A 26,991-nucleotide genomic window follows, 5' to 3' on the forward strand; every position below is an offset into this window, starting at 1 on the left:
GCGCCACCCCCGAGCGCCCCCATCCGTAAACCACCGATCGGAGCCACCGTGCACCTCGACCACCCCGAGACCTACCCCGAGCGCCACGCTCCGGCCCTGCACGCGCCGCACGCGCGACCCGGCGGGCGACGCCGCGCGCTGCGCGTCGGGTTCGGCGGTCCGGTCGGGTCCGGCAAGACGGCGACCGTCGCCGCGCTGTGCAGGCTGCTGCGCGACGAGTTGTCGATCGGCGTCGTCACCAACGACATCTACACCCGCGAGGACGCCGAGTTCCTGCTGCGCAACGCCGTCCTGCCACCCGAGCGGATCACGGCCGTGGAGACCGGTGCCTGCCCGCACACCGCCATCCGTGACGACATCTCCGCCAACCTGGAGGCGATCGAGGACCTGGAGGAGGCGGTCGGACCGCTCGACCTGGTGCTGGTCGAGTCCGGCGGCGACAACCTCACCGCGACGTTCTCCAGGGGGCTGGTGGACGCGCAGGCCTTCGTGATCGACGTGGCGGGCGGCGACAAGATCCCGCGCAAGGGCGGTCCCGGCGTCTCCACCGCCGACCTGCTGGTCGTCAACAAGACCGACCTCGCGCCGCTGGTCGGCGCCGACCTGGAGGTGATGGCCCGCGACGCCAAGGCACAACGCGGTGACCTGCCCGTGGTCTTCACCTCGCTCACCGGGGCCGACGGGATCGCGCCGGTGGCCACCTGGGTCAGGACCCGGCTCGCCGCCTGGACCGCGGCGGCGTGACCCCTCCCGTGCTCACCACCACCCCGGGCGCCGCCCCCGCAACGTACGCGGTGCCGCGTCCCACCCTCCCGCCCGGCGGCGTCCACGCCGGAGCCCGCGTCGTCGCCGCCCCAGACGGCCGGGGCGGCACCGCGCTGCCCGTGCTGGACGGCGGCGGCCCGTTCGCCCTGCGCCGTACGCGATCCGGCGCACCCTGGGCGCACGTCACCGTGGTCGGGGCGATGACCGCACCGCTCGGCGGGGACCGGCTGACGCTTTCCGCCGAAGTCCTCGCGGGCGCGAGGCTGCGGGTCGGATCGGCCGCCGCCACCGTCTCCCTGCCCGGTCGCGGCGGCGCCCCCGCGACGTACGACGTCGACCTGAGCGTGGGCGAGGGCGCCGAACTGCACTGGCTGCCCGAGCCGTTGATCGCCGCGGCCGGAAGCGACCTGACCGTGACCACCCGCGTCACCCTCGCCGCCGGGGCGCGACTGGTGTTCCGGGAGGAGCAGGTGCTCGGCCGGGCGGGGGAGCGGACCGGGCGGCTGGTGAGCAGGCTGACGGTGCGCAGGGCCGGGCGCCCGCTGCTCGACCAGGAACTCTCCTTCGGTCCGGGGGAGCCGGGGTGGTCGGGCCCCGCGGTCCTCGGCGGCTATCGGTCGGCCGGTCAACTGCTCACTGTGGCACCGGAGTTCGCCGAACGCGCGCCGGACGTACGGCTCCTGACGGAGGATCCGGGCGGGGGCGAGGGGGTGCTGACCCCACTGGCGGGTCCCGCCGCGCTGGTGACGGCCCTGGCGCACGACGGCCTGACGCTGCGTCGGCTGCTGGACCGGGGCCGGGCGGCCGCCGTGCCCGGCTCGGCGCAACCGGTCAGCCGGTCGGACGCCCCCGGCTCGTCATAGGGCGGACGCCTGGCCAAGCTTACGAAATGATGAAGAAACCTCTGTGTGGGCTGTGCGAATCCTGTGCGATGGAGAAAGGATCGCCCCGACACCGCGTGACCGCCCATGACCACGGCGGCACGCCGGCAAGGAGGGGAAAGTCCTTGAAACGCATCACCGTGCTGGGCGCCGTCGCCACCCTGCTCGCGGGAGCCGTCGCCACCGCCCCGGCCGGGTACGCGGCCGACCGCGGCGCGCCCGGCGTGGCCGAGGCCCGCGGGGCGGCCGTCGCCGCGGCCCGCGCCGCCGAAGCCGGAATCCACTGGACCGCCTGCCCGGCGGACTGGCAGCTCGCCGCGCCCATCCAGTGCGGCTGGGTGACCGTGCCGGTCGACTACGCGAAGCCGAACGGGCCCACCATCAAGCTCGCCGTCGACCGCGCGCGCAGCACCGGCACCAAGGCGCAGCGCCAGGGCTCGCTGATCTACAACCCGGGCGGCCCGGGCGGCTCCGGTCTGTCCTTCCCGCGCCGGACGACCACCCGGAACGCGATCTGGGCCGCCACCGCCAAGGCCTATGACTTCGTGGGATTCGACCCCCGCGGCGTCGGGCACTCCGCGCCGGTCTCGTGCGAGGACCCGGGGGCCTTCGCCAAGGCGCCCAAGCCCGACCCGGTCCCGCGCGACGCCGCCGACAAGCTGGCGATGCGCGGGACGGCCGCGCGGTACGCCGACGGCTGCCACGCGCGCGGCGGCAGGCTGCTGCCGTACCTGACCACGCCCGACACCGCCCGCGACATGGACGTCATCCGTGCCGCACTCGGTGACAAGAAGATCAACTATCTGGGGGTCTCCTACGGGACCTACCTCGGCGCCGTCTACGCCACGCTCTTCCCGACCCACGTACGCCGCCTGCTGGTGGACAGCGTGGTGGAACCCAGCCCCGACCACATCTGGTACCGGGACAACCTCGACCAGGACGTGGCGTTCCAGGGGCGATGGAACGACTGGGAGGACTGGGTCGCCCGGCACGACGCGAGCTACCACCTCGGCACCACCCGCGCCACCGTCGAGCGGCAGTGGCTCAAGCTGCGCGCCACCGCCGCGGCGCACCCGCTGGGCGGTGTCGTGGGCCCGGCCGAGCTGATCGCGTTCTTCCAGAACGCGCCGTACTACGACCAGTACTGGACGATCGTGGCCGGCGCGTGGAGCCAGTACGTGGCGGGCGACGCCAAACCGCTGGTCTCGGCCGCCACCCCCGCCGCGGCCGGGTCCCCGGGCGCGGTCGCCGCGGAGAACGAGAACGCCGTCTACACCGCGGTGGAGTGCAACGACGCCGCGTGGCCGAGGAGTTGGGCCGTCTGGGACCGTGACAACACCCGGCTGAACGCCCGCTATCCGCTCATGACCTGGCCCAACGCGGCGATGAACCTGCCGTGCGCCACCTGGCGCGAGCCGCAGCTCACCCCGCTCGACGTCCGGTCGCACGCGGGCCTGCCCGGTGTGCTGATCGTGCAGAGCACCCGTGACGCGGCCACCCCGTACCCGGGCGCGGTCGAACTGCACCGCAGGCTCGGGGGCTCGGAGATGATCATCGAGCGCGGCGCCGGGTCGCACGGCGTCACCGGCCTAATCAACCCCTGCGTCAACGACCGGGTCACCGCCTACTTCGTCGACGGCAGGCTGGACGGCCACGACGTGACCTGCGCCCCGCACGCCACGCCGCGACCCCCCGCCCGCACCGCCCCGAAGGCCAAGGCCGCCGACCTCCCGACGGCCGGCTGACCCCGGCCCCGCTCCGGCGCACGCCCCTTTTCCGAGGGCGTGCGCCGGAGCGGGCGTGAGGAACAAGGCCGCCGGAGCCGGTGGAACCGCCCAATATCCGCGGGTGCGGGCGACCTTGTTGCGGGAGAGTGGTATCGCGATATAGCTTAACTATGCGCCGGGTCAAGCGAGTCGGCGTCCATCGCTCACCCTGACCGAGGAGGCGCCGCATGTCCTCGACCGCCGTTCCGGCACCGGGTTCCGACTCCGGCTCCCCGGCCGACGTCGGTGCGCGGCGTCCGCGCCTGGCCAAGCTGCCCGGCGCCGCGCCCGACCTGCGCGCCTCCGACGAGGAGCGCGACCAGGTCGCGGGAATCCTCGCCGACGCGCTCGCCACCGGGCGGCTCGCGCCCGACGAGCACGCCGAGCGGCTCGAAGCGGTCTACGCGGCCCGCACCCGCGGCGAACTCGCGCCCCTCACCCAGGACCTGCCGGAGCCCGCCGAAGGCCGGACGGCGCTCGCCCGGCACCTCGACGCGGCGCCCGTGCACGCGGTGTTCAGCAAGATCCGGCGCGGCGGTCAGTGGCCGGTGCCGCCGGAGACCGTGGTGCGCTCGACCTTCGGCGCCGCCGTGATCGACCTGCGGCACGCCGTCTTCACGCGCCACGAAGTCGTCATCCACGCCCACTCGTTCTGCGGAAAGATCGAGATCCTGGTGCCCGACAACGCCCGGGTCCACGACACCGGCACCGCGCTGTTCGGCAAGCGCTCGTTGCCCGGTGGCAGGGAGGCCGAGGGCGACGACGGCCCGGTCGTACGGATCACCGGCCGCTCCCTCTTCGGTCACGTGCGCGTGATGCGCGGCGGCTTCAAGTGGCCGTGGCGGGAGTGGCGTTGAGCGCGTGCGGGGGCGGCATGCCCGCTTCCGCCGCCCGCGCCGCGCGCCCGGCGTGCCGTCAACCGCGCCGCTCGGCCAGCCACTCGTCCTCCGCCGCGTAGTCGAAGAGCGCGTCGCCGTACGAGGCCGCCATGTCCGGGAACGCCTCGCGCCAGTCGCGGTCGGCCAGCTCGCGGGTCATCCACTCCACCGTCGCGGGCATCGACTCCGCGTAGCCGGTGACCGCGCGGTAGCCCAGCTCGCGTTCCGCCGCGGTCATGTCGAGGACCATGGGGTACGGCAGCGCCCACGGGGTGTCGCCCACGTTCTCCCTCGGCGGCTTGCCGTCCACCAGCACCGTCTCGCAGGACCACCCCAGCGCCGCGTCCACCGCCGCGCCGATCTCCGCCACGGTGGGCGCCTGGGGATCGACCGCGTTGAGCACCCGCGCGCCGGGCCTGAGCGCGGCCAGCCGGATCAACTCCGCCAGGTTGGCGGTGTTCACGGTGTGGAAGCGGCTCTCACCGCGGTGGGCCAGCACCCGCACCCGGCGCTTGTCCAGCGCGCGCTGGACGAAATACAGCTCGCGCGGGGTGCGGCTGTGCGGACCGTGCACCGCGCCCGCCCGCAGCAGCGTCACCGGCAGCCGGTCGGCGGCCAGCAGGTCCCGCTCCAGCGCCACCTTGCGCGTCGCGTAGGTCGCCTCGCCCGGTTCCACCGTCGGCTGCGCCTCGGACATGGGCACCGGGTAGCGGGGCAGGCCGTCCGGCTCGTCCTGTGTGTCGAACCCACGGCCCCGCTCGTCCACGTAGACCGCCGCGCTGGAGACCACCACAGCCGAGCCGACCGCACCGGACAGCGCCGCCAACTGCCGTGCGTGCGCCGTCCCGTACGCCACGCAGTCCACCAGCACGTCGCAGCCGTCGCCCAGTGCCGACTCCAGCGCGCCCGGTTCGTCCCGGTCGAGCGCGACGGCCTCCACGCCGTCCGGCCAGGCATCGTCCCGCCGACCGCGCCGCGACGCCGCGCGCACCCGCCAGCCGTCGCGGGCCAGCGCGGCCACCGCCGGCCGTCCGATCTGCCCTGTCGCCCCGAGCACGAAGGCCGTGCCCGGCGTCCTTGTCGTCATCGCTGTGCCGGTCGTCCCCGGCGTCCCCGTCGTCATGGGGCCGACGCTACGCGTGGGGCGGGGGAGTGGGCCAGAGATGTTCGCCGTACGCTGATCCGTCGTCAGGGTGCGCCGTCAGGCAGAGCGGCGGAGCTTCGGGTGGGCGGCGCGTGCGGCGGCCAGTTCGGCCTTGACCTCGGTCGCGTACCGGTCGACGTACTCCTGCCCCGACAACTCCATGATGGCGTAGACGATCTCGTCCACCACCGACCGCAGCACGAAGCGCTCGTTCTCCATCCCGGCGAAGCGGGAGAAGTCCATCGGCTCGCTGAACCGGATCGTCACCCGGCGGATCCTCGGCAGCACCCGGCCGGGCGGCTGGATCTCGAACGTGCCGACCATCGCGCAGGGCACCACCGGCGCGCCGGACTTCAGTGCCATCACCGCCACCCCGGTGCGGCCCTTGTACAGCCGTCCGTCGTGCGAGCGGGTCCCCTCCGGGTAGACGCCCATCAGCTCCCCGCGCCGCAGCACCTTCAGCGCCTCCTCCACGGCCGACTGCGACGCCCTGCCACCGGTGCGGTCGACCGGGATCTGTCCCGCGCTGCGGAAGAACGCCGCGATCAGCGCGCCCTTGAGGCCCGGGCCCGTGAAGTACTCCTGCTTGGCCAGAAAAGTGATGCGGCGCGGGAGGATCGCGGGCATCAGGAAGTGGTCGGAGAACGACAGGTGGTTGCCCGCGACGATCGCCGCGCCCTCCTCGGGGACGTGCTCCAGCCCCTCGATCCGGGGCCGGAACAGCAGCCTCAGCAGCGGACCGAGGATCACGTATTTGAGGACGTAATAGAACACGGTCGGGCCTTCCCCTGTACGGCGGCGAACGGACGGGCGGCGGCGGGCCGGAAGCGGGCCGCCGCGCGGCGGCCACGCACAGTATTCCCCTCATCACCCCGGTGTAAGGCCCGGCGCGGACCCACGCGAACGCGGTCAGCGGCTGCCGACCAGTGCCGTGCCCCCGGCGAGCACCGCCAGCGTCGCCCAGCCCAGCCAGAGCCAGCCGCTGTCGCCCACCACGACCGTGTACGCGGTCACCAGCACCAGCATCGCCAGGGCCGCGGCCGTCATCACCCGCGTCGCACCCGTCATCCGCCGTCCCCCTTCCGCGCAGCACGAGGAAGACCCGCCCGGGCCCCGTACCGGAGCCGCGGAAACCATCGTCGCCCCGCAGCGGTCCCATCCGCTACGGGGCGACGATCGGCGAGGCGGGCCGGGAAGACCCGGCGGGGCACGGAGTCCGCGGTCAGCGCCCCCGGGCCTGGAGCGAGGCCAGATAGGCGTTGTACGCGACCAGCTCCTGGTCGCCGTCCCGGTCGGCCGCCCGGTCCTCGCGCTTGGCCTTGCGCTGCTCGGAGACGTACCACTGGAAGACCAGCGCGATCAGCACCAGCACCGACGGGATCTCGCTGAACGCCCAGGCGATGCCGCCCGCCAGGTGCTGGTCGGACAGCGCGTCGATGCCCAGCGACGCCGGCGGGTGCTCGTAGGTCTTCACCATCGGCTGCGAGGCCATCATCAGCGCGATGCCGAAGAACGCGTGGAACGGCATCCCCATGAACAGCTCCAGGATGCGCATCACGTGGCCCGGCCGGTGCGGGCCCGGGTCCACGCCCATGATCGGCCAGAAGAAGATCAGACCCACGGCGAGGAAGTGCACCATCATCGCGATGTGCCCGGCCCGGCTGCGCATCAGGACGTCGAACAGCGGGGTGAAGTACAGCCCGTACAGACTCGCGATGAACAGCGGGATGGTGAACGCCGGATGGGTGATCACCCGCAGGTAGCGGCTGTGCAGCAGCATCACCAGCAGCTCGCGCGGCCCCTTGCGCCCACGCCCGGCGGTCGGCAGCGCCCGCAGCGTCAGGGTGACCGGGGCGCCCATCAGCAGCAGGATCGGGGAGAGCATGCTGATGATCATGTGCTGCACCATGTGGACGCTGAACATCACCATGCCGTAGTCGTTCAGCTTGGTGCACATGGTGAGCGCGACGGTGAGCACGCCGACCGTCCAGACGATCGTGCGGCCCACCGGCCAGGAGTCGCCGCGCCGGACCAGCCGGGCCACCGCCCAGCCGTACAGCGCGAGCGCCAGCAGGCAGCCGACCAGGAAGAACGGATCGTCGCTGTACTCCAGCCCGCGGCCGAAGCTGAACGGCGGCAGGTTCATGGGCATGTGCATGCCCCCCATGCCGGACATTCCGTGCCCGCCGTGATCCATCCGCACTCTCCCGTCGCGCCAGCAGCCGGCGCACCCTGGATTGTGCCGATTCCGACCGGTGCGCCCGCACCAGAGTAGAACCGCCCCCGCCCGGGACTTCGGGCGGGGGCGGTCCTTCAGCCTCGGCGCGGCGTCACAGCACGCACTCGGCCTCGACGTACCGCTCGGCGGGCACCGTCTTGAGGTGGTCGACCGCCTCGGCCAGCGGCACCAGCACGATGTCGGTGCCGCGCAGCGCCGTCATCATGCCGAAGTCGCCGTTGTGCGCGGCCTCCACCGCGTGCCAGCCGAAGCGGGTGGCCAGCACCCGGTCGTAGGCGGTCGGGGTGCCGCCGCGCTGGACGTGGCCCAGGATGACCGGCCGGGCCTCCTTCTGCAGGCGGTGCTCCAGCTCCACCGACAGCTGCCGGGCCACTCCGGCGAACCGCTCGTGGCCGTAGATGTCGGTGCCGCCGCTGTCGAACTCCATCGAGCCCTCACGCGGCTTGGCGCCCTCGGAGACCACGACGATGGCGAACTTCTTGCCCGCCTCGAACCGCTTGCCGACCAGTTCGGTCAGCTCGTCGATGTCGAACGGCCGCTCCGGCACCACGATGGCGTGCGCGCCGGCCGCCATGCCCGCGTGCAGCGCGATCCAGCCGGTGTGACGGCCCATCACCTCGACGATCAGCACCCGCTGGTGGGACTCGGCGGTGGTCTTGAGCCGGTCGAGCGCCTCGGTGGCCACCATCACGGCGGTGTCGAAGCCGAAGGTGACGTCGGTCGAGGAGATGTCGTTGTCGATGGTCTTCGGCACCCCCACGATGGGCAGCCCGGCGTCCGACAGCAGCCGAGCCGCCTTCAAGGTGCCCTCGCCGCCGATCGGGATGATGGCGTCGAGCCCGAGGTCCGCCACGTGGCCGCGGGCGCGCTCCACGCCGCCGCGCAGGTGCTCCGGACGGACCCGGGAGGAACCCAGGATGGTGCCGCCGCGGGCAAGGATGCCGCCCACCGCGTCGAGGTCGAGCTTCCGGTAGTCGCACTCCAGCAGACCCTTCCACCCGTCGTGGAAGCCGATCACCTCGTCGCCGTGGTCGGCCACGGCGCGGTGCACCACGGACCGGATGACGGCGTTGAGTCCGGGGCAGTCCCCGCCGCTGGTCAGCACACCAATACGCATTGCTCTCGATACTCCCGCACTGCAACGTAACCAGCCGACCGGACGCCGTCGTCCGGATGGACCCCGCCAGCCTAACGGCAGGCGGACACCGCCGTCCCCAACCGCGGGCTCAGGCGGGCTGCTGCGTGGCCGCCGCGATCCGCTCGGCGCGCAGCGCCTCGTACCACTGCTCGTCGACCGGCGGAAGGGCGTGCACGTCCAGCGCCAGCTTCAGCAGCATGTCCGCGAACAGCGGGTTGCGGGCCATCACCGGGCCGTGCGCGTACGTGCCGAACACCGTGTCGCACCACGCGCCCTCGGTGCCGTCGCCCGTGCCGTTGCCGTTGCCGTACCGCAGCCGGGCCAGCGGGCGGGCGCTCGGGCCGATGACCGTGTTGCCCTGGTGGTTCTCGAACCCGGTCAGCGGCGGCAGGCCCAGCCGCTCGTCGACGTCGGCCAGGATGTCGCCGACGTGCCGCGGTCCGTCGTTGCGGATGCTGCGCACGTCCAGGATGCCCAGGCCCGGTTCCGGGCGGCCCAGGTCGTTGATGAACTCGGTGCCCAGGATCTGGTAGCCCGCGCAGACCGAGAAGACGATGGCGCCGTTGGCCACCGCGCGGTTCAGCCCGCCGTCGCGGCGCAGCCGTTCGGCGGCCAGCCGCTGCGGGCGGTCCTCACCGCCGCCGATCAGGTAGATGTCGCCGGAGGTGGGCACCGCCTGGTCGGACCGCACGTCGATCCGGGAGACGGGGATGTGCCGCTGCTGCGCGCGGCGCTCCACCACGAGGGCGTTGCCCTGGTCGCCGTAGGTGCTCAGCAGGTCCGGGTAGACCCACACCAGGCGCAGGCTGGTCTCGCTCATGCTCGCAATCCTTGCTGTCGGTGCGCTCGGGGTGCCGGGATCAGTTGCCCACGACGCGGCGCAGGTCCTGGAAGGCGGTGTAGTTGGCGATCACTTCGATCCGGCCGGGCGGCGCCGAGCGCACCGCCTCGTCCACGTCCGCGCAGACCCGGAAGTCGAGACCGGCGACCTCCAGGCGCACCGCGAGGTCCAGCTTGCGGTCGCCGATGACGAAGATCGGGTGCCCGGCCAGCCGGGTGTAGTCGACGTCCCACAGCCAGGAGGTGTCGGTGCCGTCCGCGCCGCGGGCGTTGACCGACAGCAGCACCGGTGCGGGCGGTCCGTCGATCAGGGAGAACGTCTCCAGCCAGCCCGCCGGGTTCTTCGCCAGCAGCAGCCGCAGGTCGCGGCCCTGGTACGGGACGACGTCGTAGCGTCCGGCGACCGCCTGGACCGCGTACATCCGCTCCAGCGCGACCTTGGGGGCGACGCCGAAGACCGCGGCGACCGCCGCCGAGGTGGCCGCGTTCGCCTTGTTGGCGCGGCCGGGCAGCTGCAACTGGATCGGCCAGGCGACCCCGTCCGGGGCGACGACGTAGTCACCGGACAGCGCCCAGGTCGGCGGCGGGCGGCGGAAGCCGCAGTCGCCGCAGTACCAGTCGTCGCCCGGCCGCTGGAGCACACCGCCGCAGGACGGGCAGGACCACGCGTCGTCCTTCCACTCCTGGCCCGCGGCGACCCACACCACGGTCGGGCAGGAGGAGGCGGCCCAGGCGACCAGCGGGTCGTCGGCGTTGGCCACCACCACCGCGTCGGTGCCGGACAGGCCCTCGCGCCAGCGCTCGGCGAGCATCCGGGTCTCCGCGGCGCGGTCGAGCTGGTCGCGCGAGAGGTTGAGCAGCGCGATGGCCTTCGGCGTGACGTCCCGGGCGACGCCGGCCAGGTACTTCTCGTCGACCTCGATCACGCCGTAGCGCGCGTCGGAACCGCCGGCCAGCGCGGAGGTGATGCCCGCGGGCATGTTGGCGCCCAGCGCGTTGGAGACCACCGGGCCCGAGGCCCGCAGCGCCTCGGCGATCAGCCTGGTGGTGGTGGTCTTGCCGTTGGTCGCCGACACCAGCACCACGTCCAGGTGGGTGGCGAGCCGGGCCAGCAGGTCGGGGTCGAGCTTGAGGGCCACCTTGCCGCCGATCACCGATCCGCTGCCGCGGCCCGCCGCACGTGACACCGCCGCCGCCGCCTTGCCCGCCGTCACGGCCAGCTTCGCCCGCGGCGACAGCGGCCCCGAGTTGCCTGCCATCGTCTTTCGATCCTCCTCGCGTCCGGCACCGCGCCTCCGTGCGTGCGGGCGCCACCGCCTGGCAGGGGTGGCGCCCACATGTCCGCCGTGACACCGCGCCGCGGTGCGGGGATGGTCCCCGCGCGTCGTGCCCGGCAGCGCCGGCGGGAGGCTTCGGTCACGGATCAGCCTATCGACTCCGCGGACCGGCCCCGCACCCGCGCCACGGCCGACCGCCGCCGCGGCGCCCCCGGAAGGCCCGCGCGGGCCCTCTACGCTTGCCGTCATGCGACTCGGCAGCATCCCCGGCAGTTCCGGCAGCGTACGGACGATGAGCCACTTCGGCGCACCGGTCCTGCACCGTGCGGCCGGACAGGTGGCGGTCTTCGACGACGCGCTGGCCGCGCTGGTCGAGGACATGTTCGCGACCATGTACGCGGCGGACGGGGTGGGGCTCGCCGCGCCCCAAGTCGGCGTCGCGCAGAGGGTGTTCGTCTACGACTGCCCCGACGACGAGGACCGCAGGCACCTGGGCCACGTGGTCAACCCCCGGCTGGTCGCGGCCGACGGCGAGCCGGTCACCGGGCCTGAGGGCTGCCTGTCGCTGCCCGGCGTCGAGGCGCCCACCCCGCGCTTCGACCGCGCCGTGGTCGAGGGCGTGGACCTGCGCGGCGCCCCGGTACGCGTCGAGGGCACCGGCTTCTTCGCGCGCTGCCTCCAGCACGAGTGCGACCACCTGGAGGGCACCGTCTTCACCGACCGGCTGCGGGGCCTGCGCAGGCGGCGGGCGCTGTGGGCGGGCCGCCGGGCCCTGCGGTAGGGGCGCGGCCAGGGCCGGGTCCCCGCGTGACCCGCGTAGAGCCGTGCGGTCACGCGGGCAGCAGGACGGTCAGAGGCCGGGGCCGCCGGGCATGTCGGCCGCCGCGGCCAGCCTGCCCCACAGCAGGTCGGCGAGGTGACGGACCAACTGCTCGCGGGAGCAGGGGCGTTCGCCCAGCCACCAGTCGCCCGCGGCGTGCATCATGCCGACGATCCCGTGCCCCCACACCCGGGCCAGCTCGTCGCCGCCAGGGCCGAGGTCGAGGCGTTCGGCGATGATCCGCGCGAGTTCCTCGCCGAGCCGGCGCAGCAGCGGTGCCGACTGGCGCCCGGCGTCGAAGCCCTTCTCGGTGTCCCCCGACTCCTGCTCGGTGGGGTGCATCAGGAAGCGGTAGACCTGCGGGCGGGCCTCGATCGCCGTCAGGTAGGCGTCCAGGGTCGCCTCCACCCGGTCGCGGCGGGCGTCGGCCGAGTCCAGCGCCGTGCGCAGGGAGACCAGCAGGGCGTCGGTGTGCCGCTTGGCGAGGGCGCGGTAGAGCCCGTTCTTGTCGCCGAAGTGCCGGTAGAGGATCGGCTTGGTGATGCCCGCCTCGGCCGCGATGGCGTTCATCGACGCCTCCGGGCCGTCGCGCAGCACGACGCGGTCCGCGGCCTCCAGCAGCTCCTTGCGGCGGCGCTCCGCCGCCCGCTGCTGGTCCGTGCGCTGGCTGGTCTGCACCCGAGCATCCCCTCCCACCGATTGGTTCCTTCGTCCGAGCCGATTTCGGCGGCTGAGCGAAACGTAACACTCCGCCGTACGGGTGCCGGTCGCCCGTGCGCCGAGTTGACAGGGCGTACTGGCCGGTAACACACTCGGGTCACGATAGGCGTTACCGTTAGTAACGTTGGAACGAGGCACCGCATCACCGCGCGTGGGCGGGTGGAGGGGACCATGGGCGACTTCGCGCTGGAACTCAATGACGACCAGAAGGCCGTACGCGACTGGATCCACGGGTTCGCCTCCGACGTGATCCGGCCGGCCGCCGCCGAGTGGGACGAGCGCGAGGAGACCCCCTGGCCGGTGATCCAGGAGGCCGCCAAGATCGGCCTGTACTCGCTCGACTTCTACGCGCAGCAGTACTTCGACCCGACGGGCCTCGGCATCCCGCTCACGATGGAGGAGCTGTTCTGGGGCGACGCGGGTATCGCGCTGTCCATCGTCGGCACCGGACTCGCCGCCGTCGGCGTCCTCGCCAACGGCACCGAGGAGCAGATCGGCACCTGGATACCGCAGATGTACGGCGACGCGAACGACGTCAAGGTCGCCGCCTTCTGCTCCTCAGAACCCGACGCGGGCTCCGACGTCGCCTCCATGCGCACCCGCGCGGTCTACGACGAGGCCAAGGACGAATGGGTGCTGAACGGCACCAAGACCTGGGCCACCAACGGCGGCATCGCGAACGTGCACGTGGTGGTCGCGGTCGTCGACCCGCACCTGGGCTCCAAGGGCCACGCCTCCTTCATCGTGCCGCCGGACACCCCCGGGCTGTCCCAGGGCCAGAAGTTCAAGAAGCACGGCATCCGCGCCTCGCACACCGCGGAGGTCGTACTGGAGGACGTGCGGGTGCCCGGCAGCTGCCTGCTCGGGGGCAAGGAGAAGCTCGACGAGCGGCTGGCCAGGGCCCGTGAGCGGGCCAGGGCGGGCAACGGCGAGCGGGTGAAGAACGCCGCCATGGCCACCTTCGAGGCCTCCCGCCCGGCGGTCGGCGCCATGGCGGTGGGCACCGCGCGGGCCGCGTACGAGGTGGCGCTGGACTACGCGAAGACCCGCGAACAGTTCGGCCGCCCGATCATCGACAACCAGGCGGTCGCCTTCCAGCTGGCCGACATGCGCACCCAGATCGACGCCGCGCGGCTGCTGGTGTGGCGGGCGAGCTGGATGGCCACCGCCGGGCGGCCGTTCACCGCCGCTGAGGGCTCGATGTCCAAGCTGTACGCGAGCGAGGTGGCCAAGAAGGTCACCGGCCAGGCCATCCAGATCCTCGGCGGCAACGGCTACACCCGCGAGTACCCGGTCGAGCGGATGCACCGGGACAGCGCCATCTACACCATCTTCGAAGGCACCAGCGAGATCCAGCGCCTGGTGATCTCCCGCACCCTGTCCGGCCTGCCGATCCGCTGACCCGGCAAAAGCCCGCCGTCGCCCCTCCGGAGGGGCGACGGAATCCCGCCAGTGGGCGGCCCGGAAAGGCAGAAATCCTCGCAACGGGCCGCTCGGTACGATTAGTTGTATCGCGCAGCCGTCCGTTATGCTCAAGGTGTCGGGCGCCGCTTCCCCCGTGCGGCGCCCGGCTTCTCTTTTCGGCCCGCGGCTTGGCCGCGACCGCCCCTCGTCTGGTTGAATGGGGACATGGCCAGCTTGATCGAGAACGCGACGGGTCGCACCGACCTCGAACCGTTCTGGCCGTCCCGGCAGGCCCACCACTTCGACCGGGAGTGTTGCCGCGCGTTCCCCGCGCGGCCCCGCGCCCAGCGCTGACCGGTACCGCACCGGCCGGCCCCATCGGCGCACCGGCACCGCGCGGACGTCCACCCGACGCCCCTTCGCGCGAAAGAGCCGAGACCATGTCGAACCTGTCGAACCTGTCCAACACCCAGTCCCTGCGCACCCCGGTCGCCTCCCGCCAGCGGCTGCGGGCCGTGCGGCCCGACGACGTCGTGCCGGTGCCCGACTTCCTGCCGCCCGGCGCCACCTGGATGCCCGCCCCCGGGCACGCGCTGCCCGCGCGGGCCGGCCAGCCGCCGATGGTCGGCTATCTCGTCCTGGTCCCCGCGGACCAGGCGCCGCCCGCCGCCACCGCCGCGGAGCGGATCGTCGAGGCGGTCGACGCGGTCCGCGACGACCCGATCCGGATCGACCCCGAGCGGCGCACCGCCGGCGTCGAGGGCCGTCCGCTGGACCTGACGTACCTGGAGTTCGAACTGCTGGCCCACCTGGTGGCGCATCCGCACCGGGTGCACACCCGCGACCAGTTGGTGACCACGGTGTGGGGGTACGGGCACGTCGGCGACGGCCGCACGGTCGACGTCCACATCGCCCGGCTGCGCCGCAAGCTCGGACCCGTCCACCGTTCCGGCATCGTGACGGTGCGGCGCGTCGGTTACAAGTACGCTCCCGTCAGCACCAGTTGACGCTCCGCGTCCCGCCCGCCCCGGGCGGAACGCGACCACGAGACGACCGGAAAGCGACGCGGAGGCGATCGCGACGCGACCGGAATGGGCGACAACGCGGTGGGAAGGCGCACATCACGTCCTCCCCGGGGAGAACCCGTGACCCCGGCGGTCTTCGGGCCGTTGGCGGTCGCGGGGCACCCCGGCCCTGCGTACCGCCCGTACCGACCGCGAAGGACACCCGGCCATGAACGCCACCAGCGACCCCGACCAGCGACTCGACACCGCCGCCCTCTCCGCCGAGGACGAGGACGACGCGGCACAGGAGCGGGACGAGCGGCCCGCCGCGTTCGTGCCCCGCCAGCCCCAGCGCACCGACGTTCGGCGACGGCTGATGGCGCTCAGGCGCTGGTGACCCGCTCACCCGGGCGGCGCGGCACAGGAGCGAGCCCGTAGCCTTGCACCGCGTTCACCCACGACGTGGAAGGCGAGGCGCCACCGATGCCAACAGACACCCCGCAGGGCGCGGCCGAGCGGAACCCGGCCGGCCACGACAGCCCCTTCGGGCCGCGGACCCTCCCTTACGGGGTCTTCAGCACCGCCGACGCCCCTGACCTGCGACGGGTCGGGGTCCGGCTGTACGACCGCGTGCTCGACGCCAGCGCGGCTGCCCGCGCGCTGGGCGCCGACGCCGAGGCGGCCCTGCTCGGCCACGCCACGCTCAACCCGCTGCTGGCGGCGGGACGTCCGGCCTGGGACCGGGTCCGCGCCCGGCTGACCGAATGGCTGACGGACGACCGCCACCGCGACGCGATCGAGCCGTTCTGGCTCCCGCTGGCCGACGTCACCTTGCACCTGCCCTTCGAGGTCGCCGACTACGTCGACTTCTACGCGAGCGAGCACCACGCGACCCGGGTCGGCGAGATCTTCCGCCCGAACGGCGCCGCGCTCACCCCCAACTGGAAGCACCTGCCCATCGGTTACCACGGCCGCGCGGGTTCGATCGTGGTCTCCGGCACCGAGGTCGTGCGGCCGTGCGGCCAGCGCAAGGGACCCGACGACCCGGCACCGGTCTACGGCCCCTCCGTGCGGCTGGACTACGAGGCCGAGGTGGGCTTCGTCGTCGGCACGCCGACGACAGCGGGCGAGCGGGTCGGCCTGGACGCGGTCGAGGACCACGTCTTCGGCGTCTGCCTGGTCAACGACTGGTCGGCGCGCGACATCCAGGCGTGGGAGTACGTGCCGCTCGGGCCCTTCCTGGGCAAGTCCTTCGCCACGTCCGTCTCGCCGTGGATCGTTCCCCTCCAGGCCTTCTCGGCGGCCCGGGTGGCGCCCCCGGCGCGGGACGTCGCGCTGCTGCCGTACCTGGACGACGCGAAGCTGCCCGAATGGGGACTCGACCTGCGGCTGGACGTCGCGATCAACGGCCAGGTGGTCGCCCGCCCGCCGTTCTCCACGATGTACTGGACGGTCGCCCAGCAGCTGGCCCATCTCACCGTCAACGGCGCCGTGTTGCGCACCGGCGACCTGTTCGCGTCCGGTACGGTCAGCGGCCCCGCCGACGACGAGCGCGGCTGCCTGCTGGAGTCGACCTGGAACGGCCGCGAGCCGCTCACCCTCCCCGACGGCTCGACCCGCGGTTACCTGGAGGACGGCGACGAGGTGACGATCTCCGCCTGGGCGCCGGGACCGGACGGCGGCCGGGTGGATCTGGGCGAGGTGACCGGCCGGATCGCCCCCGCGGCCGGGTGACCGCGCCGCCGCGTGATACGCAGGGTCCATGCGTGACAGCGACGGAACGAACGAGCCGTCCGCCGGCCAGGGCCCGGCGGCGTCCCTCGGGCAGCTCAGCGGCCAGCTCCACGCCGGTCTCGACCGGATGGAGCGGCTGCTGACGACCGCGGAGGGCGCCGCCGGGGCGGCCGAGGCGCCTACCGCGCGCACCGGTCCGCCTGCCTGGCGACGCGCCACGGTGCGCGAGCCGCGCTGGGCGGTCAGTTGCGCGCTGCTGGTCGCGGTGGCGGTGCAGTGGGCGCTGCCCGAACGGCTGACCTTCCACCCGCACTGGCTGCTGCCGCTGCTGGAACTGGTGTTGATGGCCGGACTGGTCGCGGTGGACCCGGCCCGCGAGCGGATGGGCGCGGCGTCGCTGCGCACCGCGAGCCTGGTGCTGACCGCGCTGGTCAGCCTGGCGAACGGGTGGTCGGCGATCTCACTGGTGCGCGGCCTGCTGCTGGGGACGGAGGGCGCTGACGCCGGACCGCTGCTGATGACCGGCGGCGGGATCTGGATCACCAATGTGATCGCGTTCGGCCTGTGGTACTGGGAGTGGGACCGCGGCGGACCGGCGAGCCGGGCGGCCGGGACGAGGCCGTACCCGGACTTCCTCTTCCCGCAGATGCAGGAACGCGAGCTGTCGCCCCCGCACTGGGAGCCGAACTTCGTGGACTACCTCTACCTGGCGTTCACCAACGGCACCGCGTTCAGCCCGACGGACGTGATGCCGATGTCGCGCTGGGCCAAGCTGCTGATGCTGGTGCAGTCGGTGATCTCGCTGGTCACCGTGGTGCTGGTGATCGCGCGGGCGGTCAACATCCTCAAGTGAGACCGCCCGCGCGATCACCGGGCCCGCGTCAGTAGCGGATGCTGCCGGGACGCAGATGGTGCGATTGCTGCGTTCGGGCGACGTCGCCGCCCGGCGTCATCGAGAACGAGCCGTTCTGCAGGGGCCCGGGGGTGTAGCCCCCGCTGTCGAGGGGCTGCGGGTTGGCGTTGTCGAACGGTTGTCCGTCCACGGTGACGCCGCTGAAGTCCAGCTCGTCGAAGGACGGGTAGCTCTGCGAGGGCGATTCGATGACCGCCTCGGCGCTGGCGTTCTGCGCCCCGAGGTTCTGGTCGGTGTGCTCGGTCCAGCCCTGGGTGTTGTCGGTCAGGGTCAGCGTGTAGTCGCCGCCTCCGTCGGACACCACGCTGGCGGTCATGCTGTCGCCCTCGGAGACCGGGTCGTTCCAGTAGACCGGGGCGGCCGGGTACATCTCGTACCACGCGGACAGCACGGGCTGCCCGCTGGAGCAGTCGGTCTGCACGCCGGTCTGCTCCACCGTCTGGGAGCCGTAGCCGTCCAGGCCGACCCACGGGGCGAACAGGTCGTCGGAGGAGTTGCAGGTCACCTGCGGTTCCGTCCAGCTGCCGCTGATGCTGCTGAACGAACCCTGCGCGACGTACCCGCCCCAGTTGCTGTCCTGGAAGCTCTTCGCGAACGGGGCGAAAGTGTGCGTCGCGGCGACGGAGGTGCCGGTGCCCACCGGTATCAGGGCGGCGGCGAGCAGCATCGCCGCTGCGGCCGTGCGGGTCCTGGACAGGTTCCGTCTGGCTGAATGCGTGGCCATGGGCCGAATCTCCTGTGGGGGAAGGAGGGATGGGTGGGGGCCGATCGGACCGGGGTTCATCGTGGGCGGGGCCAGGAGCGGCCTCAAGGGGATCCGCGGATCCGGAACCCGCCATGGCGAGAACATGACATGATGCGAACGGGTGACACGCACGGCCGGAAGGCAGTCATGGTGGTACCAAGCGGAAGCCGCGGGGCCCAGGGTGGCTGGCTCGAGGGCCTCGGCATCCCCGAACACGAACAGACCGCGTACTTAAGGGTCCTGGCCGCACCGCACCGCACCGCGGCCGAGCTCGCCGCCGAGCTGGGAACCACGGCCGAACGCGCCGAGCGGCTGCTCGCCGCGCTCACCGAACACGGACTAGTAAACCGGCACGACGGCGAGGGCGCACGTTGGTCGGCCGCCGCCCCCGACGTCGCGGTCGAGGCACTGCTGCTGCGCCGGGAGGAGGAACTGCTGCGCACCCGGGGCCGGGTCGCGGAGCTGATGCGGGCCTACCGGCGCGCCCACCGCCCGCACGCGGACGACCTGGTGGAGGTGGTCACCGGGCAGGCGGCGATCGCCGAGCGGTGGCGGCAGTTGCAGGACGGCGCCCGGCGCAGCCTCGCGATGTTCGACAAGCCGCCGCACATCGTCCGTTCCGATCCGGCCGTGGAGCACGCGCTGCTGGACCGCGGGGTGCGGGTGCGCGCGGTCTACGAGGCGGGATCGGTGAGCGCGCCGGGCCGCCTCGCCGAGATCAGGGAGGTCGTCGAGGCGGGCGAGGAGGCCAGGATGCTCCCCGAACTGCCCTGCAAACTGGCCGTCGTCGACGACCGCTGGGCGATGCTGCCGGTGGCCTCGGGCGCGGAACTGCACGGGGCGGTCCTGGTGCGCGCCTCCTCGTTGCTGGACGCCCTTTCGGGCATGTTCGAGGCGTACTGGCAGCGCGCGGTCAGGGTGCCGCAGGCGCGCGCCGACCGCGCGGAGCCGGACCGCAGGACCGAGCTGCTGACGCTCCTGTCGGCCGGGTTCACCGACGACAGCATCGCCAGGCAACTGGGCGTCTCCCCGCGCACGGTGCAGCGCTGGGTGCGCGAGGTCATGGACGCGCTCGGTGCCCGTACCCGGTTCCAGGCGGGCATCCAGGCCGCCCGCGCGGGGCTGTTGTGAACCGCCGTCACCGGGCCTCGCGTCCCGTTCTCACGGGGCCGTGCTTCCCGCCGCGGATTCCAGCGCCGAACGGATCGCGTCCGCGTAGACACCGGTGCCGGAGGGGCGCGGGTGGGTGTTGTCCGTCCACAACCGCTGCGGCTGCTTGGCGATGGCGTCGTGCCAGTCCACCAGCACCGTGCCCGGATGGGTGCGTACCGCCCGCCGCAGCGCCGAGTTGACCGTGGACTCCCATGACCGGGGCACGTAGGTGTTGATGAACGCGACCGTGCGGCTCGGGCCGGTGATGCGCAGGACGTCGGCGATGGTCGCGTCGGAGAAGTCGCCGTTCGTGCCGAGGCCGATCACCACCACGCGCCGCAGCTTGCCCTGGGCCGCCAACTGTCGCAGTACGTCCGGCGCCGCGTCCATCTGGCGGCCGACCTTGGCCACCACATCGATGCCCGGCATGGCCTGCTCCAGGGCGTCGGTGGACGCCAGCATGACGGAGTCCCCGATGGCGGTGATCTCGTCGCCCGGGACACCGGGGGCGTCGTGGGCGCCCGGGGCCGTCTTCGCCACGGCCGCGCGCCTGCCGCCCGTCATGTCCGCGGCCGCGGGGGCCGCGGACGTGTGCGGGGCCGCCGCGGCGGCGGCCCGCTCGCCCGCCGCGATCTGTGCTTCAAGGCCGGTGCTGGTGGGCGCGTGGCTGACGCCGATGCAGGCCACCGTGACCACGCCCGCCCCGGCGACCGCCATCGCCAGCGCCTGCCGGGGCCGCGCCTCGGCCCGGGCGACGAACCACCGCCGCGCCTGTGTCAGATAGCCGCGCACCCCCAGCCGGATCAGCGGCTCCTCCAGCACGCGGTAGGAGGTGACGGCGAAGACGGCGGTCAGCCCCAGCATCGTCACGCGCCCGGCGGCGGAGGCGGCGAACCCGGGGGCCACCCCGGTGAGGCAGGCGATGATCGGCCAGTGCCACAGGTAGATGCCGTACGACCTGCGGCCCACCCACACCAGCGGCCGTGCGGACAGCACCCGGGCGAACCGGCCGGGCCCCGCCGCGGCCACCGTGACCGCCACCGCCGCCACGCAGGACAGCGCGAGGCCGCCCTGGTAGACCGCGGCGCCCGTCCCGTCCAGCAGCCAGGCGGCGACCACGAGCGCCAGCAGCCCGCCCCCGCCGAGCGCGTCGAGGGCTCGCAGGTGCGTGCGCCCGCGCAGCGCGGTGGCCCGCGCGAGCGGCAGCACGAGGGCCGCCGCCGCGCCCAGCAGCAGACCGCCGCCGTGGGTGTCGGTGCCGTAGTAGACACGGGAGGTGTCGGTGTCCGGGGTGTACATCAGCGCCATCGCCGTGAACGACGCCGCCGCCAGCGCGAGGGTGACCGCAGCCTGGTCGCGCCGCCTGCGCAGGACGGCCATCAGGCACCACAGCAGCAGCGGCCACAGTACGTAGAACTGCTCCTCGACGGCGAGCGACCACAGGTGCTGGAGCACCGGCTTGCCGCCCACCCCGGTGAAGTACGCGTCGTGCTGGGCGATCTGCCACCAGTTGCTGCTGTACGTCAGCGCCGCCACCACGTTGCCGCGCAGCCCCGCGTAGGTGTCGCCGCCGGCCAGGGTCGCCGTGCAGGCGGCCAGCGTGAGCACCGCCCACATCGCCGGCAGCAGCCTGCGGGCCCGGCGGATCCAGAACGCGCCCAGCCGGAAGCGTCCGGTACGGGCGCGTTCCGCCGTGAGCAGGCTGGTGATGAGGTAGCCGCTGATGACGAAGAACAGGTCGACGCCGAGGAAGCCGCCGGGCAGCCAGGAGGCGTGCACGTGGTAGGTGACCACGGACACCACGGCCACCGCGCGCAGGCCGTCGAGACCGCGCACCCGGGTGGGGGCCTCGTGCGCCTGCCGGGCGGGCGGGGCTTCGGCGATCGACGTCGTTTCGGTGCTCATGGCCCCAATGTCGGTCCTGCGGGTACGGGTTCGCCGCAGGGCTGCCGCTGATTGCCGAGGGCCATGCGGGCCGCGGGCGGGCGCGTGGTGTGACGAGACGCACGTCAGGGCGGTGAGCGCGGAGGTGACGGCTCGTCACGCGGACTACCCGATCGTGTGATCGTCGGCGTGTCATGCTGGGTTTCGTGGGAAATCCGGCGGCCGTTGAACCGATCGGCTCGGCCGTCCGTATGACTGCCACGACGGGCCGCGTGTGCGGATCCCGTTGCCACCAGACCGGATTGGGCTTGTGGGGGAGTGTTCGATTCCGCTAGCTTCCTAACGCCACACCGCTCGGCAGGGTGGCGGACGTTTCCGCATGTCATGGGCATGTTTATGCCTCGCGTGCGCCGGAACTCCCGCCGCCCCGTGCCACCCCCACCCCGGGAGCGCCCCATACGCGACCGGGACCGCACGGTCCGAGTGGACGCATCCCGGGACAGCGCGTGGACCCGGCGCCGTGAGGGCGCGGGGGTGCTGTCCCCATCCCCCCCAGGGAGGGCCGTTCGTTGCACATATCGAACCCCGAGGCGCCGTCGCACCGCCGCAAGCGTGGCATGCGCAAGACCCTCGTCGCCGCCGTCTCGGCGGCCGCCGTGATCGGCGGGACCTACGCCATCGTCGCCCCCGCGGGCGCCAGCCCCGTGGCGCAGGGCGCGGTCGGGCCGCACGTCAGGAGACTGTGCTCGCAGCCCAGGCCGGGCATGATGGCCTGCAACGCGCTCCAGCGCACCGACATCGTGGCCAAGGCCGCCACCGCGATGGGCTCGAACGGAACCCCGTCCGGCTTCGGGCCCTCGGACCTCGAGAGCGCGTACAACCTGCCGACGGGCGGCGGCGCCGGCCAGACGGTCGCCATCGTGGACGCGCAGGACGACCCCAACGCCGAGCAGGACCTGGCCACCTACCGCAAGCAGTTCGGCCTGCCGGACTGCACCACCGCCAACGGGTGCTTCAAGAAGGCCGACGAGAACGGCGGCAGCAGCTACCCGACCGCCGACGCGGGCTGGGCCGGTGAGATCTCGCTCGACCTCGACATGGTCTCGGCCGTCGCGCCCGACGCGCACATCGTGCTGGTCGAGGCGAACTCCGCCAGCATGGACGACCTGGGCACCGCGGTGAACACCGCCGTCAAGCTGGGCGCGAAGTTCGTCTCCAACAGCTACGGCGGCCCCGAGGACGCCTCGGACACCCAGGCCGACAGCCAGTACTTCAACCACCCCGGCGTCGCCATCACGGCCTCCGCGGGCGACTCCGGCTACGGCGTCGAGTACCCGGCCGCCTCTCCGGGCGTCACCGCGGTCGGCGGCACGTCGCTGAAGAAGGACTCCAGCCAGCGCGGCTGGTCGGAGTCGGTGTGGAACACCAGCAGCAGCGAGGGCACCGGCTCCGGCTGCTCGACGGTCGAGACCAAGCCGTCCTGGCAGAAGGACACCGGCTGCGCCAAGCGCACCGTCGCCGACGTCTCGGCTGTCGCCGACCCCGCCACCGGTGTCGCGGTCTACGACAGCTACCAGTCCGGCGGCTGGCAGGTCTTCGGCGGCACCAGCGCGGCATCGCCCATCATCGCGGCGGTCTACGCCGACGCGGGAGCCCCGGCCTCCGGTGCCAACCCGGCGTCGTACCCGTACGCGAACACCTCGGCGCTCAACGACGTCACCTCGGGCTCCAACGGTGACTGCAACGGCACGTACCTGTGCACCGCGGGCAGCGGCTACGACGGCCCGACCGGCCTGGGTACCCCGAACGGCCTGAAGGCGTTCACCGCGCCCTCGGGCTCGACGGGCGGCGGCTCCACCGGGGGCGGTGGCTCCACCACCGGCTCGAACCGCACCCCGGGGCACCACCACAAGCCGCGCTGGTGATCCCGTAGCACCGCGAGCGACACGGGCCCCGACCACCTTCCCGGTGGTCGGGGCCTTCGGCGACCGGCGAACGAGCCGACACTTCGTCAGGCCCGGCGCGCGGGGAGGTGTGTGGCCGCGTGGGGAGGCGTGCGTGGCCGGTCCTGGTCGGTGGTGAATACACGCTTGGACGGTCTCGCGGCATCGGCGAACGGGTACGTATGTCCGGCTTCATCGGCTCATCGCACCCATGATGTGGTCACCCGTCAGTAAAGAAATCGGCATGTAGGTAAAGCATTTGATAGTAAGAATCAAACACACTTGTTCTGCTCATGACTTGACCGGTGGGATCCAGACGTCGCCTCGGCGACCCCACTCCACACAAGGAGAGTCCATGCGAAGAGCTCGTCCCCGGCAGCGTGCCGTGGTCGCCGCGGCCGGGGCCACCGCCCTTGCCGCCGCCGCCGTGATGTCCGCCACGGCAGGTGGGTCCGCGGTGGCCGCACCGGCCGCGAAGGTGCCGCAGACCAAGGCGGTTCCGGCCATCACGGGTCACAGCCTGGCCCGCAACGTCGGCAGCCCGCTCAGCATCGAGCAGTGCCAGGCCAAGTGGAAGATCAACTGCTACACGCCGCTGCAGTACCGTCAGGCGTACGACCTGAACCCGCTGTACCGGGAGGGCGTCACCGGCAAGGGCCGCACGATCGTCATCGTCGACTCCTTCGGTTCGCCGACCGTCCAGCACGACCTGGACGTCTACAGCAAGCAGTTCGGCATCAAGAGCACGAAGGTCGACGTCGTCAAGTGGGGCAAGGTCCCGCCGTTCGACCCGAAGAACTCGGACATGACCGGCTGGGCGGGAGAGACCACCCTCGACGTCGAGATGGCGCACGCCATCGCGCCGGACGCGAAGATCGTGCTGGTCGAGACCGCGGTCGCGGAGACCGAGGGCGTCACCGGCCTGCCGGAGATGATGTCCGCCGAGAAGTCGATGATCGACCACGGTGTGGGTGACGTCATCACGCAGAGCTTCGGAGCCACCGAGAACACCTTCCCGGGCTTCGCCGAGGGCGACTTCTCCAGCATCGACAACCTGCGCTACGCCTTCAAGGACGCGGCCAGGCACAACGTCACCGTGCTCGCCTCCTCCGGCGACGGCGGCGCGACCGACTCGACCGCCGACGGCAACGGGTACTACCCGTACCAGGTCAACTCCTGGCCGTCCTCGGACCCGCTGGTCACCTCGGTCGGCGGCACCCAGCTGCACCTGAACGACAAGGGGCAGCGCACCGCGCCGGACAGCGTCTACAACGACAACGGCGCCGGCGGTGGCGGTCAGTCCCACGTCTTCAGCCGTCCGTCGTTCCAGAACGGCGTCAAGAACGTGGTGGGCACCCGCCGCGGCACCCCGGACATCTCGATGTCGGCGGCCGTCAACGGCGGCGCCTGGGTGTACTCCAGCTTCGACCCGACCGCGGTCGGCTGGGACGTCTACGGCGGCACCAGCGAGGCCAGCCCACTGTTCTCCGGCATCGTGGCCCTCGCCGACCAGGTGGCCGGCCACCGGGTGGGCGACATCCACACCGCGCTGTACTCGCTGGAGAAGAAGTCCCCGTACTACAGCGGCATCGTGGACGTGAAGGACGGCACCAACAACAGCTACCAGGGTGTCACCGGCTACACCGCGGTGAAGGGCTACGACATGGCCACCGGCGTCGGCACCGTGGACGCCGCCCGCTTCGTGCCCGCCCTGGCGTGGGAGAGCTGGAAGCGCCACTGACACGCGACCACGAATCGCACGTCACCAGGGCCCGGCCCCCGACGGGGGCCGGGCCTTCCGGTTGCCCGCCCCGGTGGCACCGGGACGCTTGACGGCCGCGCCGACCAGCACGGTGTCGACCGACTGGATGCCCAGGCCGGAGATCTCCGCGCTGACGAAGCGGTAGAGCTCCTCCAGGTTCCGCGCCCAGACGGCCGCGTGCAGATTGGCGGGGCCGGTGGTGGCCAGCGCGCCGTGGACCGCGGGGTGCGCGGCCAACGCCCGGCCCGCGCGGTCCAGTTCGTCGGGCGGCACCCGCATCCACAGGTTCGCGTCCACCATGAGGCCCAGCCTGCGCGCGTCGACCACGACATGGGTGCGCAGCCGACCGCGCCCGGCCAGTGCCGCCACCCGGCGCCGTACCGTCGAGTCGGGCAGCCCGGTCGCGGCGGCCAGGGCGGCGGCGGGGGCGCGGGCGTCGTCGGCGAGCGCGTCCAGCAGGAGGCGGTCGGTCGCGTCGACTTCGCCCTCCGGCGCCGAGGGCCGCTCGGGGGTCAGCGCGGCGCGCTCGGCGGGCGTGAGGACGTCGTGCCGCCAGTCGAAGGCGTCCCGGAAGACGTGCAGCACGGCCGCCGCCGTCACGTCGGTCACCGCGGTGGCCCTGGGCAACTGCTCGAAGACCAGCCGGTTGCGCGGCCCCGGCCCGGCCAGCGCGACCGCGCTGATCTCGTCACCGGCCGCCGAGACGTCCACGAACGCGATGTCCTCGCGCGCCGCGAGCGCCGCGGTCACCGCGTCCAGCCGCCCGCGCAGCACCTTGACGCGCAGCAGCGTCACGCCGGAAGGATCCCGGTGCGCCGGCAGCGTGACCACTTTGACGATCCCGTCGGCCCGCAGCGCGGACCAGCGGCGGCGCACGGTGCGTGCTCCCATCCCCAGCACGTCGGCGGCGCGTTCGACGGCCAGCCGCCCGTCGCACTGGAGAGCCGCGACCAGCCGCTGATCGCGCTCATCGAGTATCCCGATCGCCGCTTCCCTGTCCATGAAGGCCATTTTCGCTCACTCAGAGGTCCGGCAAGACCGGGCGGTTCGCCTCACAAGGGAGGCTTGTCGCACCGGGAGGGGCCCGCACCGGGCCCGGTCCCGAGGCATCCGTACCGCTACCGATCCGGAGGTTTCCCATGACCGATGACGAACTGCTCGCGCCGATGACCGCGCTCGCCCGGCGAGTGGGCCGGGGACTGGTCGGCCGTCCGCTGCCGGAGCCGCGTCGCACGCCGGCCGAACTGGTGGCCGCGTTCGCCGCGGTGGACGCGCCCGTGTCGGCCCAACTGCGCGAGGAACTGAGCGAGTTGAGGCCGGTGGCGGCCTGGGCCGAGGAGTTGAGGACCGAACTGCCGGTCACCGGTGAGGCATGGGTGGTCGACGCGCTGGACGGCGCGGTGCAGTACCTGCACGGGATGCCGCACTGGTGCGTCAGCCTCGCGCTGGTCCGCGACCGAGTCCCGGTCGCCGCCGTGCTGTACGCGCCGTACCTGGACGAGACCTACGCCGCCGCGCTGGGCCACGGCACCACCCGGGACGGCGTACCCGTGACCCCCTCGGCCAAGACCGATCCGGCCGGCGCCCTGCTGGCCTTCGCGCACCCGCCGTTCGTCGCCGGGCAGCCCGCCGCCATCACGAGGGCGGGCCGGGCGCTGAGCGCGGTGCTGCCGGTGGTCGGCGCGGTACGCAACCTCGGGGCGACCAGCTGGCAGATCGCGGACGTCGCCGCAGGACGCCTGGACGGCTTCGTGTCGTTCGGGGTCGATGACGGCAACCTGCTCGGCGCCGCCCTGCTCGCCCGCGAAGCCGGGGTGCGGGTCACCGACACCACGGGGAGGCCCTGGCGAGCCGGCGCCGACGGCTTCCTGGCCGCGGCGCCCTGGTTGCACGGCCGTCTCCTGGAAGCCATCGGGGAACCGGACGCGGGCGGCGACCGCGGGGCGGCCGGCGCCTGCCTTCTCGCGGCAGGGTGAAGTCGG

The 26,991-nt window shown here is 73.0% G+C and carries 26 protein-coding genes; 15 read left to right on the plus strand and 11 right to left on the minus strand.

Going from position 1 to position 26,991, the window contains the following annotated elements; all coding sequences use genetic code 11:
- The first annotated feature begins 48 nt into the window (after positions 1–48).
- The 4 genes from ureG to CK485_RS10465 all read left to right on the plus strand — a co-directional run bounded on the left by ureG (position 49) and on the right by CK485_RS10465 (position 4,269).
- Entirely contained in the window at positions 49–744 is a 696-nt protein-coding gene (gene ureG / locus CK485_RS10450; RefSeq protein ID WP_199239307.1) for an urease accessory protein UreG, read from the plus strand.
- 50 nt (positions 745–794) lie between these two features.
- A complete protein-coding gene (locus CK485_RS10455; RefSeq protein WP_109452741.1) occupies positions 795–1,628 on the plus strand; it encodes an urease accessory protein UreD in 834 nt (277 codons plus the stop codon).
- Between the two features lie 143 nt (positions 1,629–1,771).
- Positions 1,772–3,391 (plus strand): alpha/beta hydrolase, encoded by a 1,620-nt coding sequence (locus CK485_RS10460; protein WP_241968269.1) that lies wholly within the window; start codon positions 1,772–1,774, stop codon positions 3,389–3,391.
- 209 nt (positions 3,392–3,600) lie between these two features.
- Positions 3,601–4,269, plus strand: coding sequence for a DUF1707 domain-containing protein (locus CK485_RS10465; protein ID WP_109449317.1), 669 nt, complete (start codon positions 3,601–3,603; stop codon positions 4,267–4,269).
- A gap of 58 nt (positions 4,270–4,327) precedes the next feature.
- On the opposite strand, the gene CK485_RS10470 is transcribed toward CK485_RS10465, so the two are convergent.
- The 7 genes from CK485_RS10470 to CK485_RS10495 all read right to left on the minus strand — a co-directional run bounded on the left by CK485_RS10470 (position 4,328) and on the right by CK485_RS10495 (position 10,910).
- A complete protein-coding gene (locus tag CK485_RS10470) occupies positions 4,328–5,347 on the minus strand; it encodes an NAD-dependent epimerase/dehydratase family protein (RefSeq protein WP_109449319.1) in 1,020 nt (339 codons plus the stop codon).
- A 144-nt stretch (positions 5,348–5,491) separates the two neighbouring features.
- Positions 5,492–6,208 carry a lysophospholipid acyltransferase family protein gene (locus CK485_RS10475; protein WP_109449321.1) on the minus strand — a complete coding sequence of 239 codons (717 nt, stop codon included), beginning with the start codon at positions 6,206–6,208 and terminating at the stop codon, positions 5,492–5,494.
- 135 nt (positions 6,209–6,343) lie between these two features.
- Positions 6,344–6,502, minus strand: a complete 159-nt coding sequence (locus tag CK485_RS29020) for a hypothetical protein (protein ID WP_199239308.1) — start codon at positions 6,500–6,502, stop codon at positions 6,344–6,346.
- A gap of 154 nt (positions 6,503–6,656) precedes the next feature.
- On the minus strand, positions 6,657–7,631 hold the full coding sequence (locus CK485_RS10480) for a cytochrome c oxidase assembly protein (RefSeq protein WP_109449323.1): 975 nt from the start codon (positions 7,629–7,631) through the stop codon (positions 6,657–6,659).
- Positions 7,632–7,764: 133 nt separating this feature from the next.
- Positions 7,765–8,790, minus strand: a complete 1,026-nt coding sequence (locus CK485_RS10485; protein WP_109449325.1) for a 6-phosphofructokinase — start codon at positions 8,788–8,790, stop codon at positions 7,765–7,767.
- 109 nt (positions 8,791–8,899) lie between these two features.
- Entirely contained in the window at positions 8,900–9,631 is a 732-nt protein-coding gene (locus tag CK485_RS10490) for a glutamine amidotransferase (RefSeq protein WP_109449327.1), read from the minus strand.
- A gap of 40 nt (positions 9,632–9,671) precedes the next feature.
- A complete protein-coding gene (locus tag CK485_RS10495) occupies positions 9,672–10,910 on the minus strand; it encodes a MurT ligase domain-containing protein (protein ID WP_109449329.1) in 1,239 nt (412 codons plus the stop codon).
- A 265-nt stretch (positions 10,911–11,175) separates the two neighbouring features.
- Here CK485_RS10495 and def point away from each other — a divergent pair, with 265 nt between their 5' ends.
- Positions 11,176–11,709 carry a peptide deformylase gene (def, locus tag CK485_RS10500; protein ID WP_109449331.1) on the plus strand — a complete coding sequence of 178 codons (534 nt, stop codon included), beginning with the start codon at positions 11,176–11,178 and terminating at the stop codon, positions 11,707–11,709.
- Between the two features lie 69 nt (positions 11,710–11,778).
- Here the strand turns inward: def and CK485_RS10505 are convergent, their stop codons facing one another.
- A complete protein-coding gene (locus tag CK485_RS10505; protein WP_109449333.1) occupies positions 11,779–12,426 on the minus strand; it encodes a TetR family transcriptional regulator in 648 nt (215 codons plus the stop codon).
- A gap of 213 nt (positions 12,427–12,639) precedes the next feature.
- Between CK485_RS10505 and CK485_RS10510 the strand changes: the two genes are divergently transcribed.
- The 6 genes from CK485_RS10510 (at position 12,640) to CK485_RS10525 (ending at position 17,463) form a co-directional block, all read left to right on the plus strand.
- Positions 12,640–13,869 carry an acyl-CoA dehydrogenase family protein gene (locus tag CK485_RS10510; RefSeq protein WP_109452743.1) on the plus strand — a complete coding sequence of 410 codons (1,230 nt, stop codon included), beginning with the start codon at positions 12,640–12,642 and terminating at the stop codon, positions 13,867–13,869.
- Between the two features lie 228 nt (positions 13,870–14,097).
- The gene (locus tag CK485_RS30055) at positions 14,098–14,226 is read left to right on the plus strand and encodes a hypothetical protein (RefSeq protein ID WP_275124604.1); all 129 of its coding nucleotides are present in this window, start codon (positions 14,098–14,100) and stop codon (positions 14,224–14,226) included.
- Positions 14,227–14,312: 86 nt separating this feature from the next.
- Positions 14,313–14,879, plus strand: a complete 567-nt coding sequence (locus tag CK485_RS10515) for a winged helix-turn-helix domain-containing protein (RefSeq protein WP_199239309.1) — start codon at positions 14,313–14,315, stop codon at positions 14,877–14,879.
- Between the two features lie 226 nt (positions 14,880–15,105).
- The gene (locus CK485_RS28745) at positions 15,106–15,273 is read left to right on the plus strand and encodes a hypothetical protein (RefSeq protein ID WP_158288200.1); all 168 of its coding nucleotides are present in this window, start codon (positions 15,106–15,108) and stop codon (positions 15,271–15,273) included.
- 86 nt (positions 15,274–15,359) lie between these two features.
- Complete coding sequence (gene fahA / locus CK485_RS10520; protein WP_109449335.1) at positions 15,360–16,610, plus strand: fumarylacetoacetase; 1,251 nt, start codon at positions 15,360–15,362, stop codon at positions 16,608–16,610.
- Between the two features lie 28 nt (positions 16,611–16,638).
- Entirely contained in the window at positions 16,639–17,463 is an 825-nt protein-coding gene (locus CK485_RS10525; protein WP_241968270.1) for a DUF1345 domain-containing protein, read from the plus strand.
- A gap of 28 nt (positions 17,464–17,491) precedes the next feature.
- Here the strand turns inward: CK485_RS10525 and CK485_RS10530 are convergent, their stop codons facing one another.
- Positions 17,492–18,247: a G1 family glutamic endopeptidase gene (locus tag CK485_RS10530; protein WP_109449337.1), complete on the minus strand. Its 756-nt coding sequence runs from the start codon at positions 18,245–18,247 to the stop codon at positions 17,492–17,494.
- A 168-nt stretch (positions 18,248–18,415) separates the two neighbouring features.
- On the opposite strand from CK485_RS10530, the gene CK485_RS30060 reads away from it, so the two are divergent.
- Positions 18,416–19,399, plus strand: a complete 984-nt coding sequence (locus tag CK485_RS30060; RefSeq protein WP_275124605.1) for a helix-turn-helix domain-containing protein — start codon at positions 18,416–18,418, stop codon at positions 19,397–19,399.
- 30 nt (positions 19,400–19,429) lie between these two features.
- Here the strand turns inward: CK485_RS30060 and CK485_RS10540 are convergent, their stop codons facing one another.
- Positions 19,430–21,325, minus strand: coding sequence for an acyltransferase family protein (locus CK485_RS10540; RefSeq protein WP_109449339.1), 1,896 nt, complete (start codon positions 21,323–21,325; stop codon positions 19,430–19,432).
- Between the two features lie 596 nt (positions 21,326–21,921).
- Here CK485_RS10540 and CK485_RS10545 point away from each other — a divergent pair.
- Both CK485_RS10545 and CK485_RS10550 read left to right on the plus strand, forming a co-directional pair.
- Positions 21,922–23,229 carry a S53 family peptidase gene (locus CK485_RS10545; protein WP_241968434.1) on the plus strand — a complete coding sequence of 436 codons (1,308 nt, stop codon included), beginning with the start codon at positions 21,922–21,924 and terminating at the stop codon, positions 23,227–23,229.
- 373 nt (positions 23,230–23,602) lie between these two features.
- Positions 23,603–24,988: a S53 family peptidase gene (locus CK485_RS10550; RefSeq protein ID WP_109449341.1), complete on the plus strand. Its 1,386-nt coding sequence runs from the start codon at positions 23,603–23,605 to the stop codon at positions 24,986–24,988.
- A 21-nt stretch (positions 24,989–25,009) separates the two neighbouring features.
- Here the strand turns inward: CK485_RS10550 and CK485_RS10555 are convergent, their stop codons facing one another.
- Complete coding sequence (locus tag CK485_RS10555) at positions 25,010–26,011, minus strand: Lrp/AsnC family transcriptional regulator (protein WP_109452751.1); 1,002 nt, start codon at positions 26,009–26,011, stop codon at positions 25,010–25,012.
- Between the two features lie 137 nt (positions 26,012–26,148).
- Between CK485_RS10555 and CK485_RS10560 the strand changes: the two genes are divergently transcribed.
- Positions 26,149–26,985, plus strand: coding sequence for an inositol monophosphatase (locus tag CK485_RS10560; RefSeq protein ID WP_109449343.1), 837 nt, complete (start codon positions 26,149–26,151; stop codon positions 26,983–26,985).
- Positions 26,986–26,991: the final 6 nt, after the last annotated feature.

It is taken from the genome of Streptomyces sp. ICBB 8177, assembly GCF_003144095.1.
Classification (GTDB): domain Bacteria; phylum Actinomycetota; class Actinomycetes; order Streptomycetales; family Streptomycetaceae; genus Streptantibioticus_D.